Origin of the sequence: Streptomyces sp. NPDC046900 (assembly GCF_040644975.1) — a bacterium.
GTDB lineage: Bacteria > Actinomycetota > Actinomycetes > Streptomycetales > Streptomycetaceae > Streptomyces.
Map to the genome: position 1 here is coordinate 22015 of NZ_JBEYXD010000040.1, position 18437 is coordinate 40451.

Sequence of the window (18437 nt, forward strand, 5' to 3'; positions counted from 1 at the left end):
GAGCGCTGTACGGCGGGGCACCCGGAGGGGCCGTTGATCCCGCGTTGATCGAACGTTTGTCGCCGCGCGACACGCTCAGGTCATGCACATCGAAGCAATCACTGCGACCGACATCGCCTGGCAGGACCAGGCGCTGTGTGCGCAGACGGGGGCCGATTTCTTCTTTCCCGAGCCGGGCAGCTCGGTGCGCGAGGCGAAGCGGATCTGCGGGTTGTGCGAGATCCGCTCCACATGCCTCGAATACGCGCTCGCCCACGACGAGCGGTTCGGCGTCTGGGGCGGGCTGTCCGAGAAGGAGCGGATGCAGCTACGGCGCTCGGACGAGCACGGAAGAGACGGAACGGCCCGTCCGGATGCGCCATGGGGCGCACAGGACGATGCTGGAGACATGTCCGGACGGGCTCCTGTCACCGTTCACCCGCCGTCGGGCACCGGCGGTCGCCGGGTGACCACGCGCGGGGAGAGTCTGGGGATCGCGTTCTCCGACGAAGATCTGATCGAGTTCCTCGGGCGGGCGGGCCTGCCCGATGACGAGGACGTGCTCGACGACCCGGCGTGGGTGAAATGGCGAGGCGCGGACGCGCACCACTACGAGGCGGCCTAGGGCAGGTCTGGGCAGGCTCCTACGAGGCCGCGTAGGAGCGCGACGCTGCGTGCGCGCGGCTGGATTGTTGCGGTGGCCGACCGGAGGCCGGGCCGGCGGCCCGGCGCCGCCTAGTCCGCGCTGACGGGTGCCAGTACGGCCAGCGTCTCCTGGGCTCGGCGCAGCGCGACCTCCAGTGCGAGCGGCGGGTGCAGCATCCCGCTTCCGTCGGGCGGGACGATCCACTCCACCGAGCCCGCCGGCCGGTACGGGGGAGGCACGGCGACCCAGGACCCCTTGCTCACATGGCGGATCCCGGTCCCCACCCAGTGGCCCGCCGGATCCGGCGGCACGAAGAAACCCAGCCGGTGCGCGGCCGAGTCCACCAGCGTAGGTCCGGGCGTCCGCACCGGGTCGTACCACAGGATGTCCAGGGTCAGCAGGCCGAGTTGCCGGGGGACGCTCACCACGTCCCAGCGGCGTCCGGCCTCCAGCAGCACAGTGCCGTCCCCGAGCTCCCACTCCCGCTTGCACGCCTCAGGGTCCGACGCGGCGGCAGCCAGCCACTCCACGCCCTGCATCCACATCGCATTCATCATGACCCGCTCCAAGGGCGCCACCCGGCGACCAGGCGTACGACAGGGACTGTGCCGTGCGGGCGCCCGCGGGGAACGCCAACCCGGCATATTCATGGTGGTAGATATTTCTACCCCGCCGAAAGGGTGGCGCGACGTGGCGATTACTGCGGAAACGTTCTGCCCTGTTGCGGCGTCAGCCATCCGGCCGTCAACCGCCGGATGGCCGACCGCGCTCCGGTGGACCGACCATGCGTACCTGCGCCCCGATCCCCGCCCCACCGAGACGTCGCTCAAGCGGCGTTCCCCGCCGTGCCGTTCGCGGCCGGGCCGCGGGCTACGCCTCCTTGCGTGCCGCCTGCCGGGCCTTGCGGGCGGCGAGCCTCTCGTCGAACTTCGTGGCCTCGGCGTTCAGCCCGCCCATGAACAGGCCCAGCTCCTCCTGGGTCCTGCGGCCCTCGGGGCCGAGGCCGTCGATCTCCATGACCTTCAGGAAGCGCAGCACCGGCTGGAGCACGTCGTCGTGGTGGATGCGCAGGTTGTAGACCTCGCCGATCGCCATCTGCGCGGCGGCGCGCTCGAAACCCGGAATCCCGTGGCCGGGCATACGGAAGTTCACCACGACGTCCCGGACCGCCTGCATGGTCGGGTCGGGTGCCATCTCGAACGCGGCCTTCAGCAGATTCCGGTAGAAGACCATGTGCAGGTTCTCGTCGGTCGCGATACGGGCCAGCATCCGGTCGCAGACCGGGTCTCCCGACTGGTGGCCGGTGTTGCGGTGCGAGATGCGGGTGGCCAGCTCCTGGAAGGCGACGTACGCGACGGAGTGCAGCATCGAGTGCCCGTTGTCCGACTCGAAGCCCTCGCTCATGTGGGCCATACGGAACTGTTCCAGTTTGTCCGGGTCGACCGCGCGCGAGGCGAGCAGGTAGTCGCGCATCACGATGCCGTGCCGGCCCTCCTCGGCGGTCCAGCGGTGCACCCAGGTGCCCCAGGCGCCGTCGCGGCCGAAGAGCGTGGCGATCTCGTGGTGGTAGCTCGGGAGGTTGTCCTCCGTAAGGAGGTTCACCACCAGCGCGATACGGCCGATCTCGGTGACCTTCGACTGCTCCTTGTCCCAGGTCACCCCGTCCTCGAAGAAGCCGGGGAAGTTGCGTCCCTCGGTCCAGGGCACGTACTCGTGCGGCATCCAGTCCTTGGCGGCCTTGAGATGCCGGTTCAGTTCGTTTTCGACCACTTCCTCCAGCGCGTACAGCAGCCGGGCGTCGGTCCAGACGGAGGGGCTGCCGAGGTGGGGAGAGGTGATCGTCACAGGAACTCCAGGGGGACGCTGAGCAAACCGGCGAGGACTGCCGGAACTTACGGGATCGTAGGCTACGTAGCCGTAGGTTACGAACCCGTAGGTTAAGTGCGCTGTAAAGGCACTGCTCAGCCGCTGCCCGGCGCGGAACGACGGGCAGGCGCCATGGCTGGTCCCGGGCATGCCCAAGTCCCTGTGGACCGGAGGGGTCCACACGGCGGGGGTGAGGTGTCATCCCGTCAGACGTACAACTCCCGCATACGCACGGAGAGGCATGTCACACAGCCCTCGAGCTTCTCGAACTCGCCGATGTCCACGAGCACCGGTTCATGGCCGAGGTCGGTGAGCAGTTCGGCCGTCTTGGGGGCGCTTGCCGCCATGAGCAGCTTGCCGCCGCCGAGCAGCACGACGTGCGCGCCGGACTGCTCCGGGACCGGCAGGAAACCGGGGAACAGCGCCGGCTTGTCCACCAGCGGCACATGGCCGATGACGGTGCCGTCGGGCAGCGCGGTGACCGCCGACTTCAGATGCAGCACCCGTGTGACGGGCACCGCGACCACGCGGGCGCCCAACGGTTCGAAGACGGCGCGCAGCTGCTGGATCGCGGCCGCGTTGGTGCGCCCGCTGCGGCCCACATAGATCGTGTCGCCGACCTTGAGGACGTCGCCGCCGTCGAGGGTGCCCGGCTCCCAGATCCAGTTCACCGAACAGCCCAGCCGGGCCACGGCCTCCTCGACGCCCGCGGTCTCCTCGCGCCGGGATTCCGCGCCCGGCCGGGCGATCAGCGCGACGTTCTTGTACATCACCACCGCGTCCTCGACGAACACCGAGTCCGGGCAGTCGTCGGCCGGGTCCACCTCGATCGTCTCCCAGCCGTGTGTACGCAATGCCTCCGCGTACGCCTCCCATTGCTCGAGCGCGAGGTCGACGTCCACCTTCTCCCGCTCGATATGCGTCACCAGCCCCTCGGAGAGGCGCTGGCTCGGTCGGCGGATGAGGGCCTTCTTGCTGGGCACGTGCAACTCCGTCTCGGCTGATGGTTTCGCCCGCCATCATGCAGGCCCGGCCCCCGGGGACAAAGCCCCGGGGGCCGACTGCGGTGCGACCGCCCTTCGCGTCCGCGGGCGTCAGGCGGGATCTGTGAGGGCCTCCGGCTCGGTCTCCGTGAGAACCCCGTCCAGCAGCAGCCAGCGTGTGATCCCGATCGACTCCAGGAACGGCACGTCGTGGCTCGCCACGATCAGCGCCCCCTCGTACGACTCCAGGGCCGTGGTCAGCTGCCGGACGCTCGCCATGTCGAGGTTGTTCGTGGGCTCGTCGAGCATCAGCAGCTGCGGCGCCGGTTCGGCGAGCATCAGCGCGGCCAGCGCGGCGCGGAACCGCTCGCCGCCCGACAGGGTCCCGGCCGGCTGGTCGGCCCGTGCCCCCCGGAACAGGAAGCGGGCCAGGCGCGCCCGGATCCGGTTGCCGGTGGCGTCCGGCGCGAACCGGGCCACGTTCTCCACGACCGTCAGACCGTCGTCGAGGACGTCCAGCCGTTGCGGCAGGAAACGCAGCGGCACATGCGCCGTCGCCTCCCCGCCGACCGGTTCCAGTTCGCCCGCGATGGTGCGCAGCAGGGTCGACTTGCCCGCGCCGTTGCGCCCGATCAGCGCGATCCGCTCGGGGCCGTGCAGCTCGAAGGCACCCTCCACACGCGCCCCGTACGTCAGCTCGAGCTCCCGGAGCGTCAGCACGGATCGTCCGTAGGGCACCGCCGTGTGCGGCAGGTCGATGCGGATCTCGTCGTCGTCCCGTACCGCCAGGGCCGCCTCGTCCAGCCGCTCCCGGGCCTCGGCGAGCCGCTCCTCGTGCAGGATGCGGTGCTTGCCCGCGGACTCCTGAGCGGCCCGCTTGCGCGCCCCCATCACGATCTTCGGTTCGCGTTTCTGGTCCCACATCTTCTGGCCGTACTTCCTGCGCCGGGCCAGCTTGGTCCGGGCGTCGGCCAGTTCGCGCTTCTGCTTGCGGAAGTCCGCCTCGGCGACGCGCACCATGCGCTCCGCCGCCTCCTGCTCGACGGCCAGCGCCTCCTCGTACGCGGAGAGGTTGCCGCCGAACCAGGTCACCTCCCCGGAACGCAGATCGGCGATCTGGTCAACCAGTTCGAGCAGTTCCCGGTCGTGGCTGACCACGACCATGACCCCCGACCAGGCCTCGACGGCGGCGTACAGCCTGCGGCGCGCGTAGAGGTCCAGGTTGTTGGTGGGCTCGTCCAGCAGCAGCACGTCCGGGCGGCGCAGCAGCAGGGCTGCCAGCCGCAGCAGAACGGACTCGCCGCCGGAGACCTCGCCGATGGTGCGGTCGAGACCGATGTGGCCGAGTCCGAGTTCGCCGAGCATCGCCTCGGCGCGCTCCTCCACGTCCCAGTCGTCGCCGACGGCGGCGAAGTGCTCCTCGGCGGCGTCGCCCGCCTCGATGGCGTGCAGCGCGGCGCGGGTCGAGGCGATGCCGAGCGCCTCGTCCACACGCAGGGAGGTGTCCAGCGTGACGTTCTGCGGGAGGTGGCCGACCTCGCCGGTGACGTGCACGGTCCCCGAGGAGGGCGCCAGCTCACCGGCGATCAGCTTGAGCAGGGTGGACTTCCCCGACCCGTTGACCCCGACGAGCCCGGTCCGGCCGGCCCCGAACGCGGTGTGGAGCTCCTCGAAGACGGCGGTTCCGTCGGGCCAGGAGAAGGACAGGGACGTACAGGAGAGGAAAGGGATGTGTGACATAAGGGCCTCGCGGTCGCTCGGAAGGGATGGGGGCAACGCGTGAGAGACACCGCGAGGGCGAGGGGCCACGAACAGGCAGGGCCCTGCTCCGCAGGACGGACGGCTCGAATGCCGAGGTCGCACGCGACACACGGACGCGGAAAAGCGTCCAGTGAGCGGTGTCTCAGGACCTCAGACGAGCAACGTCCTTCTCCAATCGGCGGCAACAGGACCGCTGAACACCGTAGGAACGGGTACCTGAGGTGTCAACGGAATAACGGACCACCCCCGGGTCCGCGACCGCCGTGCGGCCCGTGACCGGACCGGCCGCGTCCGCCGCACCGTGCGCAAGGAGGCCCCGTGCCCGACGGCTCCACCTCGCTGCCCGCCCGGCTGTACCTGCTGGCCTGGGACACCACCAAGCTCAGGCTCACCGGCGCGGCCCGGCTCGCGCACCTGGTGCGGGCGGGTGCCCTCACCGAGTTGGCCCAGCGGGAACTGCTGGTCGACGTGGAGGGCATCGCGACGCCCGCCGACCTCGACGCCCGCACCGGCGACCTCGCCCTCGACGGCCTCCTCGAACTCGTCGAGGAGTCCATGCCCCGCCCGTGGAAGACCTGGGTGACCCAGTACGCCAGGGTCACCCTCGACGCGGTGCGCGCCCAGCTCGCCGCCGACGGCCTGCTGCGCGCCGGCAAGAAGAGGGTGCTCGGCCTCTTCCCGTCCGTGGAGTACGCCCTGGAAGGGGTGCAGGTGGCGGAGGCGTTGCAGCAGGAGGTGCGGCAGGTGATCGCGGGCCCGGTGCCCGTCGCGGAGGTGTCCGACCGGGACGCGGCCCTCGCGGCCCTGGCCGCCGCGGCCGGACTGCGCACGGTGGTGACCCCCGAGGACCAGAAGCGCCGCAGGGAGCGCATCGAGGCGCTGACCGAGCGCAGCGGGGCCGCGGCGCCCGCGCTGCGGCAGATCGTCCGGGAGGTGCGCTCGGCGATGATCGTGGCGGTGACGGCAGCCGCTGCCACGGGCGTGGGCACCTGAGGCGCTGCGCCGCGCGTACACGTCGGATCTCTGCCAGCCACGGCGCCGCGCCCAGTGGTTGGCTGGGCTCCATGAACCGTCATGACCTTCTGCGAGAGCAGGCTCTCGCCTTCCGCGCCCGCCACGTGCCCGGCCGTCCGATCGTCCTGGCGAACGCCTGGGACACGGCCAGTGCGCGGCTCGTCGAACAGGCGGGCGCGACCGCCGTCGCCACCACGAGCGCCGGGCTCGCCTGGGCACTCGGCGCCGCCGACGGCGACCGGCTGTCCCGTGACGACGCCCTCGCGGCGATCGCGCGGATCGCAAGCACGGTGGCCGTGCCCGTCAGCGCCGACATCGAGACCGGCTACGCGGACGACGCCGCGGGCGTCGGCGACACCATCAGGGCGGTGCTCGCCGCGGGCGCCGTCGGTGTGAACATCGAGGACGGTCTGTACGGCGGCGACGCCCCGCTGCGGCCGGCCGCCGAGCAGGCGGAACGTATCGCCACAGCGAGGCAGGCCGCCGACGCGGCCGGCGTGCCGCTGTTCGTCAACGCCCGCGTGGACACCTATCTGCGGGGCGCCGGGGAACTGTCGGAGACACTGGAGCGGGCCGCCGCCTACCTTGCCGCCGGGGCGGACGGCGTCTTCGTGCCCGGGGCCGTCGACCCGGGGATCGTGAAAGCGCTCGCCGAGGGCATCGACGGTCCGCTGAACGTGCTGGTCGGACCCGGCGCACCCGCCGTCGGTGAACTGGCCGCGCTCGGCGTCGCCCGGGTCAGCGCCGGGTCGGCACTCGCGCAGGCCGTGCACGGACTGGTCCACCGCGCCGCGCGGGAGCTGCTGGACGCGGGGACGTACGGGGAACTGGCCGGTGGGAGCGGCTACGAGGAGCTCAACGCACTGCTGGGCAGGGGTCGTTGAATTCGCCGGGTGTGCCTGCGGCCGTTCGCGGCGACACCTGAGGGGCGAGTGCGGGGGATACGACGGACGTCGCGGCGCGGCCACGTCGGCCGGGTGCACGCGGTCGCCGAACCGCCGGCGCCGGCCGGATGCGCGCCTGGCCGGACTGCGCCGGGTTCAGCAGGCGTCCCGCATCAGCTCCGCGAGGTCGTGGTCCAGGTCCACCTGGAGGTGTTCCAGGCCGACGGGCACCAGCTCGGTGCTCCGCTGCAGAAAGTCCCGTACGTCGCTCGAGTGGATGTGCACCACGGCGGTGCCCTCCGGGGCGTGGAACTCCAGGACGGTGCGGTCGTAGCCGTACGGCCGCACCCGGACGTCGCCGTGGCCCTCCGGGCCCTCCAGGCCGGCGCTGAGGAGCTCGCGGGCGAAGGTCCAGCAGACCTCGACGCCCTCCAGGGTGGCCGGGGCGGGGAACGTCATCCGGACGGCGAACGGGTCGCGCCGGTCGTAATGGAGCGTGGCCGGAATGCTCGGCATCCGCGGTGCGGCGGCGACGAGACGGGCCTCCACGGGCTGCTCGATGACGGTGGACAACACCTTGCTCCCTTGTGACGGCTGGACGGACTTCGGGCGGATGGTGCACGGCATTTGAAGAGACGATGGAATGAGCCAATCCGTGCACATGAAATGCGAGTGACCTCTGTCACCGGGTCCATGCCCGTGAGGTGATCCACAGGGGTTCGATGCGGTGTCCCGCGCTCCGCGGGGGTATTCGGGAGGACACCCGGTGCGTCGGCACGGTTCCCGTCGCGGGCCATCTGGACGGCGCCGGGGGAGTGGACTAGCTTCGCGCGCCATGACGGGCATGGGGAACATGAGGCGTTGGGGTTGGACGGTGGCCGTGGGACTCGCCGCGGCGGCGCTCGCCGCACTGGGGGTGGCACCCGCGCAGGCGCACGGAGGGCAGCGGCCGGCGCCGCACTGGCAACTCAAGGACACCGGCACGGACGTGCGCCTGCGCGGCCTGTCCGCGGTCGGCCGGGACACCGCCTGGCTGGCCGGATCCAAGGGCACCGTGCTGCGCACCACCGACGGCGGCACTCACTGGCGGAACGTCTCCCCGCCGGGCGCCGCGGACCTGGAGTTCCGGGACGTCGAGGCGTTCGACGCGCGGCGCGCGGTGGTCCTGGCCATCGGCGAGGCCGAGGCATCCCGGATCCTGCGCACCGAAGACGGCGGGGCGACCTGGACCGAGGCCTTCCGCAACACTGACACGAGGGCCTTCTACGACTGCCTCACCTTCTTCGACCGCCGTCATGGCCTCGCCATGAGCGACCCGGTCGACGGGAAGTTCCGCATCCTGTCCACCGGTGACGGTGGCCGTTCCTGGACGGTCCTGCCCGCTGCCGGGATGCCCGAAGCCCAGGACGGGGAGGCCGGATTCGCGGCCAGTGGCCAGTGTCTGGTCGCCTCCGGCCAGCACGACGTGTGGCTCGCCACGGGCGGCGGCGCACGCGCGCGTGTGCTGCACTCCGCCGACCGCGGACTGACCTGGACGGCCGCCGAGACACCGGTCCCGGCGGGCGATCCGGCGCGCGGCGTCTTCGCCCTCGCCTTCCGTGACCGCGCTCACGGCATCGCGGTCGGCGGCGACTACCGCGCCGACCAGCCGTCACCACAGGCGGCATCCGTGAGCGGCGACGGCGGCCGCACATGGAAGCCCGCCACCGAGCCGCCGCCCGCCTACCGCTCCGGCGTCACCTGGCTCCCGCACAGCCGAACGGCCGCGCTCGCCGTGGGCCCGACCGGCACGGACGTCACGACGGACGGCGGCCGCACCTGGAAAACCGTGGACACGGGGTCGTACGACACCGTGGACTGCGCCCCGGACCGGGGGTGCTGGGCCTCCGGCGAGAAGGGACGCGTGGCCCGGCTCGAGCCCTGACCGTGATTCCGGTGAGAACGGGTACTCGGCGGGACCCGGATCCGGAAGGGAAGTGAGGTCATGCCACGCGGCTCCAGCGCCAAGCGGGAACGCCAGTACGAGCACATCAAGGAAAGCGCGCGCGACCGCGGGGAGAGCGAGCAGCGCGCCAAGGAGATCGCGGCCCGGACCGTGAACAAGGAGCGCGCCCGCTCCGGCGAGTCCAGGACCGCGAGCCGCACGTCGACCGAGGACATGTCGTCCGGCAGACGCGGCGGTCTGCGCTCGGGCCAGGGCTCGCAGGGGCCCACGTACGACCAGCTGTACGAGGAGGCGAAACAGCGAGGCATCCGCGGCCGTTCCGACATGAACAAGAGCGAGCTGCAGCGGGCTCTGGGCCGCAAGTGACGGCGGACCGCGGGGTCGTACGCTCGACAGCACCATGACGACCGTGCGCATCCCCGCGGGCTGGCCCGCGACCGAAGCCGAAGCCCGTGCCGTGCAGGACGAGTTGCGGGGCCGGGTGGTGCTCGACGAACCGGGGCCGGCGCCCGGTACCGGCCGTGTGACGGGGGTCGACGTCGCCTACGACGACGAACGCGGAGTGGTCGCGGCGGCGGCCGTGGCCCTGGACGCGGCGACGCTCGCCGTGGTGGCCGAGGCCACAGCCGTCGGCGAGGTGTCGTTCCCCTATGTCCCGGGTCTGCTGGCCTTCCGCGAGATCCCGACGGTCCTGGCGGCACTGCGGGCCCTGGGCGGCGATCCCGGGCTCGTCGTCTGCGACGGCTACGGTCTCGCCCATCCACGCCGCTTCGGCCTGGCGAGCCACCTCGGGGTCCTCACGGGACTGCCCACGATCGGCGTGGCCAAGAACCCCTTCACCTTCACCTACGCGGAGCCGGCCGCCGCGCGCGGCAGCACGAGCCCGCTGCTCGCGGACGGCGAGGAGGTCGGCCGGGCCCTGCGCACGCAGCGGGGCGTCAAGCCGGTGTTCGTCTCCGTGGGCCACCGGGTGAGCCTCCAGAACGCCTGCGCCCACACCCTCGCGCTCGCCCCGAGGTTCCGCGTCCCGGAGTCGACCCGTCGGGCCGACGCCCTGTGCCGCGCGGCCCTGAAGGAGGCGGTCGCCCGATCCGGCGCGCACGCCGACTGAGTACGGCGACTGAGTACGCGCACGGATGTGGCCGGATCACATCGCTCGGCAGGCTGGGGCCATGACAACGCACCGTGCCCCCAAGTCCGCGAGTCATCCCGTCGAGGCCGTCGAGCGCGCCGTGACGGTCTCACTGCTGCTCGCGGCCCTCGCCGGACTCGCCTGGATCGGGGGGATGATCTACACCCTTCTGGAGTGGCCCTTCTAGGGCGTGCGCCGAAGGGCGGGCGAGCGGCACGGCCGACCGCGGCGCGGACCAGGGGGCAGCTGATCGACGGCAGGCGCCCCGGGTCCGCAACGGCATGTCGTAGCGGGAAATCCCTAGCCGCTGACGCTGCGCGCGAGCCAGGGGCTCAGCGTGCTGCGCAAGATCAGCTCTTTGTAGGTCTCATCACCGGGCAAGGGGACGATCAGCCAACTGCCGGGCGGGAAGAGTCTCCCCTTCACGTAGGCAAGACCGCCGTGGACGGACCGCAGGAACGCCGGGACGGAGTCCCGGGGCACGTCCTCGAAGTCCACGCCGTCGACGGTGATCTTCGCGTCGCCCTCCGGGAAGATCCGGACGGTCATGGCAGGAGAGCCCCCAGCTCGACGAAGGCCTCGTGCGGCAGCGAGCCGTCCGGGTCGAGGACCGTGAACACCCCCGCCGAGGTACGGCGGGACGTCTGGTCCGCGCCGATGTCGTCGGTCACGGTGATCGCCAGGTTGTACTCCCGCGCGATCTCACGGATCGCCATGACAGCGGCCTCGGTGCTCGCCGGATGCGGATGCTCCATGGCCCCGATCATGCCCCACGGGTGGTGGACGCACCCCGGTATCGGAGGAACTGCGTGACCGTGGTGACAGCGCAGACCAGGACGTGCGAACAGCCCCTGGGAGCGAGCCCTACCGCAGGGCCGCCGTGCGGAAGGTGATGCCGCTCGCGCGGAGGCGGTCGATGAGCGCGTCACCCATGGCCTCGACGGTCGTGACCTGCCCCGACGTGCACGGCAGGTCGTCGAGGGCGAGGCTCAGGGCCGACTCTGCGAACATCTTCGCCGTCTCGTCGTACCCCGGATCGCCGCCCGCGACCTCGGTGTACACGCGCCGTCCGCCGCCCTCGCCCACGAACCGCACCGAGAACCAGCTCTTCGCCCGCCGCTGCGGGCTCGGCCCGTCCCCGGGGCGGATCCGCCCCGACAGCCATCGGCGGGCGGGCGGCACTTGGGCGGCGGCGAACAGGCTGCTCACGGCCGCGACACCGCCCAGGGCGTACGGCAGGGTCTCGACGGCGGCGTAGTGCCGGTAGCGGAAGTCGGGCCCGTACCGCTGCAGCGCCCGGGCCGACCTGCGCACCACCTGTGCGTCGATCGTGGGCAGCGGCAGCGCCCACGCCCCGACCTCCTTGGCGAACCGCGGGGCTCCCAGCGGCGCCTGTGCCCGGCGCCCCAGCAGGCGGGGCTCGTGGCGCCCGCGCTCCCTGGCCGCGGCAAGCATCTGGGGGCCGCGCGCCATCTGGCCCAGCGCGGAGGCGAACGTGCCGCCCGAGAACATCGCCTGCGAGCGGACGAATCCGTCGACGGCAAGCGGCACGCCCTCGGGGAGCTGCCGCACGGTGAAGAAGGCCCCGAGGTCGTGCGGAACGGAGTCGAACCCGCAGGAGTGCACGAGCCGGGCCCCGGTCTCCCGCGCGCGTGCGTCGTGCCGCACATACATGAGGTCGACGAACTCGGCCTCGCCGGACAGGTCCAGGTAGTCGGTGCCCGCGTCGGCGCAGGCCGCCACCAGCTCCTCGCCGTACTCCAGATAGGGCCCCACCGTGGTGGCGAGCACGCGCGTGTGACCGGCCAGTTCGCGCAGTGACTCCGGATCCGATACATCCGCCTGGAGTACTCCGGGAGCGGTGCCGCCAGGGAGCCGTTCGCACAGCCGCTCCAGCTTCTCGGTGCTGCGCCCGGCCACCGCCCAGCGCAGCCCCTCGGGCGCGTGCTCGGCAAGGTACTCCGCGGTGAGCACACCCACGAAACCGGTGGCTCCGAACAGCACGATGTCGTACGTGCGATCCGTTTTCAGCCTGCCCATGACACCTCTCAGCCCGCGCCGTTGTCGGTGGCCGAGGCTAGCGTGAGACGCGACCGGCCGGTCGACGAGGTCGGGGTGCGCGGGCCGCCGGTGGGTGGTGTGGCGAATTTGACTAAGCGCTTGCTCGTGTGAGTATTGCCGAGACTGCAACACGTTCTTAACATCGTCGGTGTCACATCGGTTGTGTCACGGAGCTGGGGGCTTGATGGCAGTGGCAAGGACGCCGGGGCACGGCCCCCTGGCCGGCGTGCGCGTGGTCGAGCTCGCGGGCATCGGCCCGGGCCCGTTCGCCGGCATGCTCCTCGCCGACCTCGGCGCCGACGTGGTCCGTGTGGACCGCCCGCACGGATCGGGGCTCGCCATCAACCCCGAGTACGACGTCACCAACCGCAACAAGCGCTCGGTGATCGTCGACCTGAAGGCCGAGGACGGCCCGGCCCGCGTCCTGGACCTCGTCGACCGCGCGGACGTCCTCATCGAGGGCTACCGCCCCGGCGTCGCCGAACGCCTCGGCGTCGGCCCCGAGACCTGCCACGCGCGCAACCCCGCGCTCGTCTACGGCCGTATGACCGGCTGGGGCCAGGAGGGCCCGCTGGCCCCGCGCGCCGGACACGACATCGCGTACATCGCGCTCACCGGCACCCTCGGCATGATCGGTGACCCGGACGCGCCGCCCGCGATCCCGGCCAACCTCGTCGGTGACTACGCGGGCGGCTCCCTCTACCTGGTCGTGGGCATCCTCGCCGCCCTCCACCACGCGCGCGCGACGGGCGTCGGACAGGTGGTGGACGCGGCCATCGTCGACGGCGCCGCGCATCTGGCCTCGATGATCCACGGCATGCTCGCCGCCGGATCCTGGCAGGACCGCCGCCGCGCCAACCTCCTGGACGGCGGCTGCCCCTTCTACGGCACCTACGAGACCGCCGACGGGCAGTACATGGCCGTCGGCGCACTCGAGCAGCAGTTCTACGAGGAGTTCGTGCAGCTGCTCGGCGTCGAGGACCAGGCCTCCGCCCGCAAGGACGTCGCCCACTGGGGCGAGCTGCGGGAGGTGGTCGCGGCCCGCTTCAAGACCCGTACACGCGACGAGTGGACCGCGGTCTTCGAGGGCTCCGACGCGTGCGTGGCCCCGGTCCTCTCGCTGCGCGAGGCCCCCGCGCACCCCCATCTCGCCGCCCGCGGCACCTTCACGGACCACGGCGGGCTCACCCAGCCGGCGCCCGCGCCCCGCTTCTCGGTGACCCATACCTCCGTGCGCAGCGGACCCGCGCAACCCGGCGCCGACACCGCGGACGTGGCACGCGACTGGGACGTACCCCGGCTACTCCAGGACGGCGACTGATGGAGCTCTCGATCCCGCTCGACTACGCGTCCGACCCCCGGCGGGCGGCCGACGACGCCGCGGTGCTGGAGTCGGCCGGCGTGGACGCCGTCCGGGTCGCCGCGTGTCGGGGCTTTCCGCGCAGCGGGGGTCGACATGCTGAACGTCACGCCGGTCGGCCCGGATCCGGCCCGGCTGATGGAGACCGTCAAGGGCTGGCTGTGAGGAGGGCGTACGCCGGATGAAGCGGCAGATCTACGGGGCCGAGCACGAGGCGTTCCGCGAGACCGTGCGTGCCTTCCTGGCCAGGGAGGTGCTGTCCCACTACGACCAGTGGGAAAAGGACGGCATCGTCTCCCGTGCCGCCTGGCGGGCGGCCGGCAAGCAGGGACTGCTGGGACTCGCGGTGCCCGAGGAGTACGGGGGCGGCGGGACGGACGACTTCCGCTACAGCGCCGTGCTCGTGGAGGAGTTCACCCGGGCCGGGGCGTCCGGGCTCGCGGTCGGACTGCACAACGACATCATCGGCCCGTATCTGACGGGCCTGGCCACCGAGGAGCAGAGGCGGCGCTGGCTGCCCGGCTTCTGCGACGGCTCGCTCATCACCGCCATCGCCATGACCGAACCCGGCGCCGGCTCCGACCTGCAGGGCATCAGGACACGTGCCGAGGACAAGGGCGACCACTGGCTCCTCAACGGCTCCAAGACCTTCATCTCCAACGGCATCCTCGCCGACCTGGTGATCGTCGTGGCCCGCACGACCCCCGAGGGCGGGGCGCACGGCCTCTCGCTGCTCGTGGTCGAGCGTGGCATGGAGGGCTTCGAGCGCGGCCGTAACCTCGACAAGATCGGGCAGAAGGCGCAGGACACGGCCGAGTTGTTCTTCCACGATGTGCGGGTGCCCAAGGACAACCTGCTCGGCGACCTCAACGGCGCCTTCGGGCACCTGATGACGAACCTGGTCCAGGAGCGGCTGAACATCGCCGTCGCCGGGATCGCCGCGGCCGAGCACGTGCTGGAGATCACCACCGAGTACGTCAAGGAACGCGAGGCCTTCGGACGTCCGCTCGGCAGGCTGCAGCACATCCGCTTCGAGATAGCGGAGATGGCGACCGAGTGCGCCGTCACCCGCACCTTCCTGGACCGCTGCATCGCCGACCACGCGGAGGGGGAACTCGATGCCGTGCACGCCTCCATGGCCAAGTGGTGGGCGACCGAACTGCAGAAGCGGGTCGCGGACCGCTGTCTGCAACTGCACGGCGGCTACGGATACATGACGGAGCACCGCGTGGCCAGGGCCTTCACCGACGGCCGCATCCAGACCATCTACGGCGGGACCACCGAGATCATGAAGGAGATCATCGGTCGTTCCCTGCTCGGCTGACCCTCCCCGAAAGGCTTGACCAGTGAGCACCGAAGCGTATGTGTACGACGCGATCCGCACCCCGCGCGGACGCGGCAAGGCCAATGGCGCCCTGCACGGGACCAAGCCCATCGACCTGGTGACCGGACTCATCCACGAGGTCCGGCGGCGTTTCCCGGACCTCGACCCGGCCGCGATCGACGACGTCGTGCTCGGTGTCGTGGGCCCCGTCGGCGACCAGGGCTCCGACATCGCCCGGATCGCGGCGATCGCCGCCGGACTGCCGGACACCGTCGCCGGCGTCCAGGAGAACCGCTTCTGTGCCTCCGGCCTCGAAGCCGTGAACCTGGCGGCGGCGAAGATCCGCTCCGGCTGGGAGGACCTGGTGCTCGCCGGCGGCGTCGAGTCGATGTCGCGGGTGCCGATGGCCTCGGACGGCGGCGCCTGGTTCGCCGACCCCATGACCAACATGGCCACCAACTTCGTGCCGCAGGGCATCGGCGCCGACCTCATCGCCACCATCGAGGGCTTCTCCCGCCGGGACGTCGACGAGTACGCGGCGCTGTCCCAGGAGCGGGCCGCGGCCGCCTGGAAGGACAGCCGCTTCGAGAAGTCCGTGGTGCCCGTGAAGGACCGCAGCGGGCTCGTCGTCCTCGACCACGACGAGCACATGCGGCCCGGCACCACCGCCGACTCCCTCGCCAAGCTCAAGCCGTCGTTCGCGGACATCGGCGAGCTGGGCGGCTTCGACGCGGTGGCGCTGCAGAAGTACCACTGGGTCGAGCAGATCGACCACGTCCACCACGCGGGCAACTCCTCCGGCATCGTCGACGGCGCGGCGCTCGTCGCCATCGGCTCCAAGGAGGTCGGCGAGCGGTACGGGCTGCGCCCGCGCGCCCGGATCGTCTCCGCGGCGGTCTCCGGCTCCGAGCCGACCATCATGCTGACCGGTCCCGCGCCCGCCACCCGCAAGGCGCTCGCCAAGGCCGGACTGACGATCGACGACATCGACCTGATCGAGATCAACGAGGCGTTCGCCGCGGTCGTGCTGCGCTTCGTCAAGGACATGGGGATCTCGCTGGACAAGGTCAACGTCAACGGGGGCGCCATCGCCCTGGGCCACCCGCTGGGCGCGACCGGCGCGATGATCCTCGGCACGCTGGTGGACGAGCTGGAGCGGCAGGACAAGCGGTACGGGCTGGCCACGCTGTGCGTGGGCGGCGGCATGGGCATCGCCACCGTCGTCGAGCGCGTCTGACCACCCCCAACGGATCGAACGGATCTTACGGAGCACCCCTGATGAGCACTGAGTCCACCACCATCCGCTGGGAACAGGACGACACCGGCATCGTCACCCTCGTCCTCGACGACCCCAACCAGTCCGCGAACACCATGAACCAGGCGTTCAAGGAGTCCATCGCCGCGGTCGCCGAGCGCGCCGAGGCCGAGAAGGACTCCATCCGCGGCATCATCTACGCCTCCGCCAAGAAGACCTTCTTCGCGGGCGGCGACCTGAAGGACATGATGAAGGCCGGCCCGGAGGACGCCCAGCAGGCGTTCGACATGGGTGTCGCGATCAAGAAGTCCCTGCGCCGCATCGAGACCCTCGGCAAGCCGGTCGTCGCGGCGATCAACGGCGCGGCCCTGGGCGGCGGCTACGAGATCGCCCTCGCCTCCCACCACCGCATCGCCCTGGACGCCCCCGGCTCCAAGATCGGCCTGCCCGAGGTCACCCTCGGTCTGCTCCCCGCGGGCGGCGGAGTCACCCGCACCGTCCGCCTGATGGGCATCACCGACGCCCTGCTGAAGGTGCTGCTCCAGGGCACCCAGTACTCGCCGGCGCGTGCCCTGGAGAACGGCCTGGTCCACGAGGTGGCCGCCACGCGCGAGGAGATGCTGGACAAGGCCCGCGCCTTCATCGACGCCAACCCCGAGTCCCAGCAGCCCTGGGACAAGCCGGGGTACAAGATCCCGGGCGGTACGCCGTCCAACCCGAAGTTCGCCGCCAACCTGCCCGCCTTCCCAGCCAACCTGAAGAAGCAGCTGAACGGCGCCCCCTACCCGGCCCCGCGCAACATCCTCGCGGCCGCCGTCGAGGGCTCCCAGGTCGACTTCGAGACCGCCCTGACCATCGAGGCGCGGTACTTCACGGAGCTGGTCACGGGGCAGACCGCGAAGAACATGATCCAGGCGTTCTTCTTCGATCTTCAGGCCGTCAACTCCGGCGCCAACCGCCCGCAGGGCATCGAGCCCCGACAGGTCCGCAAGGTCGCCGTCCTCGGCGCCGGGATGATGGGCGCGGGCATCGCCTACTCCTGCGCCCGCGCGGGTATCGAGGTCGTCCTCAAGGACGTCGCCCTGGAGGCGGCCGTCAAGGGCAAGGGCTACTCCGAGAAGCTGTGCGCGAAGGCGGTCGCCAAGGGCCGTACGACCCAGGAGAAGGCGGACGCGCTGCTCGCCCGCATCACGCCCACCGCCGAGGCCGCCGACCTCGCGGGCTGCGACGCGGTCATCGAGGCGGTCTTCGAGGACCCGGCGCTCAAGCACAAGGTGTTCCAGGAGATCGAGAACATCGTCGAGCCCGACGCGCTGCTGTGCTCCAACACCTCGACCCTGCCGATCACCGCACTCGCCGACGGTGTGGAGCGGCAGGCCGACTTCATCGGACTGCACTTCTTCTCGCCCGTCGACAAGATGCCGCTCGTCGAGATCATCAAGGGGAAGCGGACCGGCGACGAGGCGCTGGCACGCGCCTTCGACCTGGTCCGGCAGATCAACAAGACGCCGATCGTCGTCAATGACTCGCGCGGCTTCTTCACCTCCCGGGTGATCGGCCACTTCATCAACGAGGGCGTCGCGATGGTCGGCGAGGGCATCGAGCCCGCGTCCATCGAGCAAGCGGCGGCCCAGGCCGGCTACCCGGCCAAGGTCCTCTCCCTGATGGACGAGCTGACGCTCACCCTGCCGCGGAAGATCCGCAACGAGTCGAAGCGCTCGGTCCAGGAGGCGGGCGGCACCTACACCCCGCACCCGGCCGAGGCCGTCATCGACCGCATGGTCGACGAGTTCGGCCGCACCGGGCGCAGCGGCGGCGCCGGCTTCTACGAGTACGGCGAGGACGGCAAGCGCGGCCGGCTGTGGCCCGGGCTGCGGGAGCACTTCACCAAGCCGGGCCACACGATCCCCTTCGAGGACATGCAGGAGCGCATGCTGTTCTCCGAGGCGCTGGACACCGTCCGACTCCTTGAGGAGGGCGTGCTCACCTCCGTCGCCGACGCCAACATCGGTTCGATCTTCGGCATCGGCTTCCCCGGCTGGACCGGTGGCGTCCTGCAGTACATCAACGGCTACGAGAGCGGCCTGCCGGGCTTCGTGGCCCGCGCGCGGGAACTCGCGGAGCGGTACGGCGAGCGGTTCACGCCGCCCGCGCTGCTGGTGGAGAAGGCGGAGAAGGGGGAGCGCTTCACCGACGCGCGCTGACGCGGGCCGGTGCGGCTCGGGGA

At 71.4% G+C, this 18437-nt stretch carries 16 protein-coding genes and 2 pseudogenes; 11 read left to right on the plus strand and 7 right to left on the minus strand.

Annotated elements, in window-relative coordinates:
- Positions 1-82: 82 nt before the first annotated feature.
- Positions 83-319 (plus strand): annotated as a pseudogene (locus tag ABZ904_RS30540) (WhiB family transcriptional regulator); the annotation flags it as partial.
- A gap of 395 nt (positions 320-714) precedes the next feature.
- Here ABZ904_RS30540 and ABZ904_RS30545 read toward each other — a convergent pair.
- The 4 genes from ABZ904_RS30545 to ABZ904_RS30560 all read right to left on the minus strand — a co-directional run bounded on the left by ABZ904_RS30545 (position 715) and on the right by ABZ904_RS30560 (position 5214).
- The gene (locus ABZ904_RS30545) at positions 715-1182 is read right to left on the minus strand and encodes a hypothetical protein (RefSeq protein ID WP_361001024.1); all 468 of its coding nucleotides are present in this window, start codon (positions 1180-1182) and stop codon (positions 715-717) included.
- A 313-nt stretch (positions 1183-1495) separates the two neighbouring features.
- On the minus strand, positions 1496-2470 hold the full coding sequence (locus ABZ904_RS30550) for an acyl-ACP desaturase (protein WP_361001021.1): 975 nt from the start codon (positions 2468-2470) through the stop codon (positions 1496-1498).
- 227 nt (positions 2471-2697) lie between these two features.
- Positions 2698-3474, minus strand: a complete 777-nt coding sequence (gene ddaH / locus ABZ904_RS30555; RefSeq protein WP_361001018.1) for a dimethylargininase — start codon at positions 3472-3474, stop codon at positions 2698-2700.
- A gap of 111 nt (positions 3475-3585) precedes the next feature.
- Complete coding sequence (locus ABZ904_RS30560) at positions 3586-5214, minus strand: ABC-F family ATP-binding cassette domain-containing protein (protein ID WP_361001015.1); 1629 nt, start codon at positions 5212-5214, stop codon at positions 3586-3588.
- A gap of 339 nt (positions 5215-5553) precedes the next feature.
- On the opposite strand from ABZ904_RS30560, the gene ABZ904_RS30565 reads away from it, so the two are divergent.
- A complete protein-coding gene (locus ABZ904_RS30565) occupies positions 5554-6228 on the plus strand; it encodes a GPP34 family phosphoprotein (protein ID WP_361001012.1) in 675 nt (224 codons plus the stop codon).
- 71 nt (positions 6229-6299) lie between these two features.
- The gene (locus tag ABZ904_RS30570) at positions 6300-7133 is read left to right on the plus strand and encodes an isocitrate lyase/phosphoenolpyruvate mutase family protein (RefSeq protein ID WP_361826841.1); all 834 of its coding nucleotides are present in this window, start codon (positions 6300-6302) and stop codon (positions 7131-7133) included.
- Positions 7134-7289: 156 nt separating this feature from the next.
- On the opposite strand, the gene ABZ904_RS30575 is transcribed toward ABZ904_RS30570, so the two are convergent.
- Positions 7290-7706: an SsgA family sporulation/cell division regulator gene (locus ABZ904_RS30575; protein ID WP_361001007.1), complete on the minus strand. Its 417-nt coding sequence runs from the start codon at positions 7704-7706 to the stop codon at positions 7290-7292.
- Between the two features lie 262 nt (positions 7707-7968).
- On the opposite strand from ABZ904_RS30575, the gene ABZ904_RS30580 reads away from it, so the two are divergent.
- The 4 genes from ABZ904_RS30580 (at position 7969) to ABZ904_RS30595 (ending at position 10397) form a co-directional block, all read left to right on the plus strand.
- Positions 7969-9057, plus strand: a complete 1089-nt coding sequence (locus ABZ904_RS30580) for an oxidoreductase (RefSeq protein ID WP_361826844.1) — start codon at positions 7969-7971, stop codon at positions 9055-9057.
- 60 nt (positions 9058-9117) lie between these two features.
- Complete coding sequence (locus ABZ904_RS30585) at positions 9118-9444, plus strand: plasmid stabilization protein (protein WP_361001004.1); 327 nt, start codon at positions 9118-9120, stop codon at positions 9442-9444.
- A gap of 34 nt (positions 9445-9478) precedes the next feature.
- A complete protein-coding gene (locus ABZ904_RS30590) occupies positions 9479-10189 on the plus strand; it encodes an endonuclease V (protein ID WP_359399456.1) in 711 nt (236 codons plus the stop codon).
- A 61-nt stretch (positions 10190-10250) separates the two neighbouring features.
- Positions 10251-10397 (plus strand): hypothetical protein, encoded by a 147-nt coding sequence (locus ABZ904_RS30595; RefSeq protein ID WP_359399454.1) that lies wholly within the window; start codon positions 10251-10253, stop codon positions 10395-10397.
- Positions 10398-10510: 113 nt separating this feature from the next.
- Here the strand turns inward: ABZ904_RS30595 and ABZ904_RS30600 are convergent.
- Both ABZ904_RS30600 and ABZ904_RS30605 read right to left on the minus strand, forming a co-directional pair.
- A pseudogene (locus ABZ904_RS30600) lies at positions 10511-10965 on the minus strand (hypothetical protein).
- A 109-nt stretch (positions 10966-11074) separates the two neighbouring features.
- Positions 11075-12250: a saccharopine dehydrogenase NADP-binding domain-containing protein gene (locus ABZ904_RS30605; RefSeq protein ID WP_360998923.1), complete on the minus strand. Its 1176-nt coding sequence runs from the start codon at positions 12248-12250 to the stop codon at positions 11075-11077.
- A gap of 205 nt (positions 12251-12455) precedes the next feature.
- On the opposite strand from ABZ904_RS30605, the gene ABZ904_RS30610 reads away from it, so the two are divergent.
- The 4 genes from ABZ904_RS30610 (at position 12456) to ABZ904_RS30625 (ending at position 18414) form a co-directional block, all read left to right on the plus strand.
- On the plus strand, positions 12456-13592 hold the full coding sequence (locus ABZ904_RS30610; protein ID WP_360998925.1) for a CaiB/BaiF CoA-transferase family protein: 1137 nt from the start codon (positions 12456-12458) through the stop codon (positions 13590-13592).
- Positions 13593-13812: 220 nt separating this feature from the next.
- Complete coding sequence (locus ABZ904_RS30615; RefSeq protein ID WP_360998927.1) at positions 13813-14955, plus strand: acyl-CoA dehydrogenase family protein; 1143 nt, start codon at positions 13813-13815, stop codon at positions 14953-14955.
- 22 nt (positions 14956-14977) lie between these two features.
- Positions 14978-16192 carry an acetyl-CoA C-acetyltransferase gene (locus ABZ904_RS30620; protein WP_359399446.1) on the plus strand — a complete coding sequence of 405 codons (1215 nt, stop codon included), beginning with the start codon at positions 14978-14980 and terminating at the stop codon, positions 16190-16192.
- A gap of 41 nt (positions 16193-16233) precedes the next feature.
- Entirely contained in the window at positions 16234-18414 is a 2181-nt protein-coding gene (locus ABZ904_RS30625) for a 3-hydroxyacyl-CoA dehydrogenase NAD-binding domain-containing protein (protein WP_360998929.1), read from the plus strand.
- Positions 18415-18437: the final 23 nt, after the last annotated feature.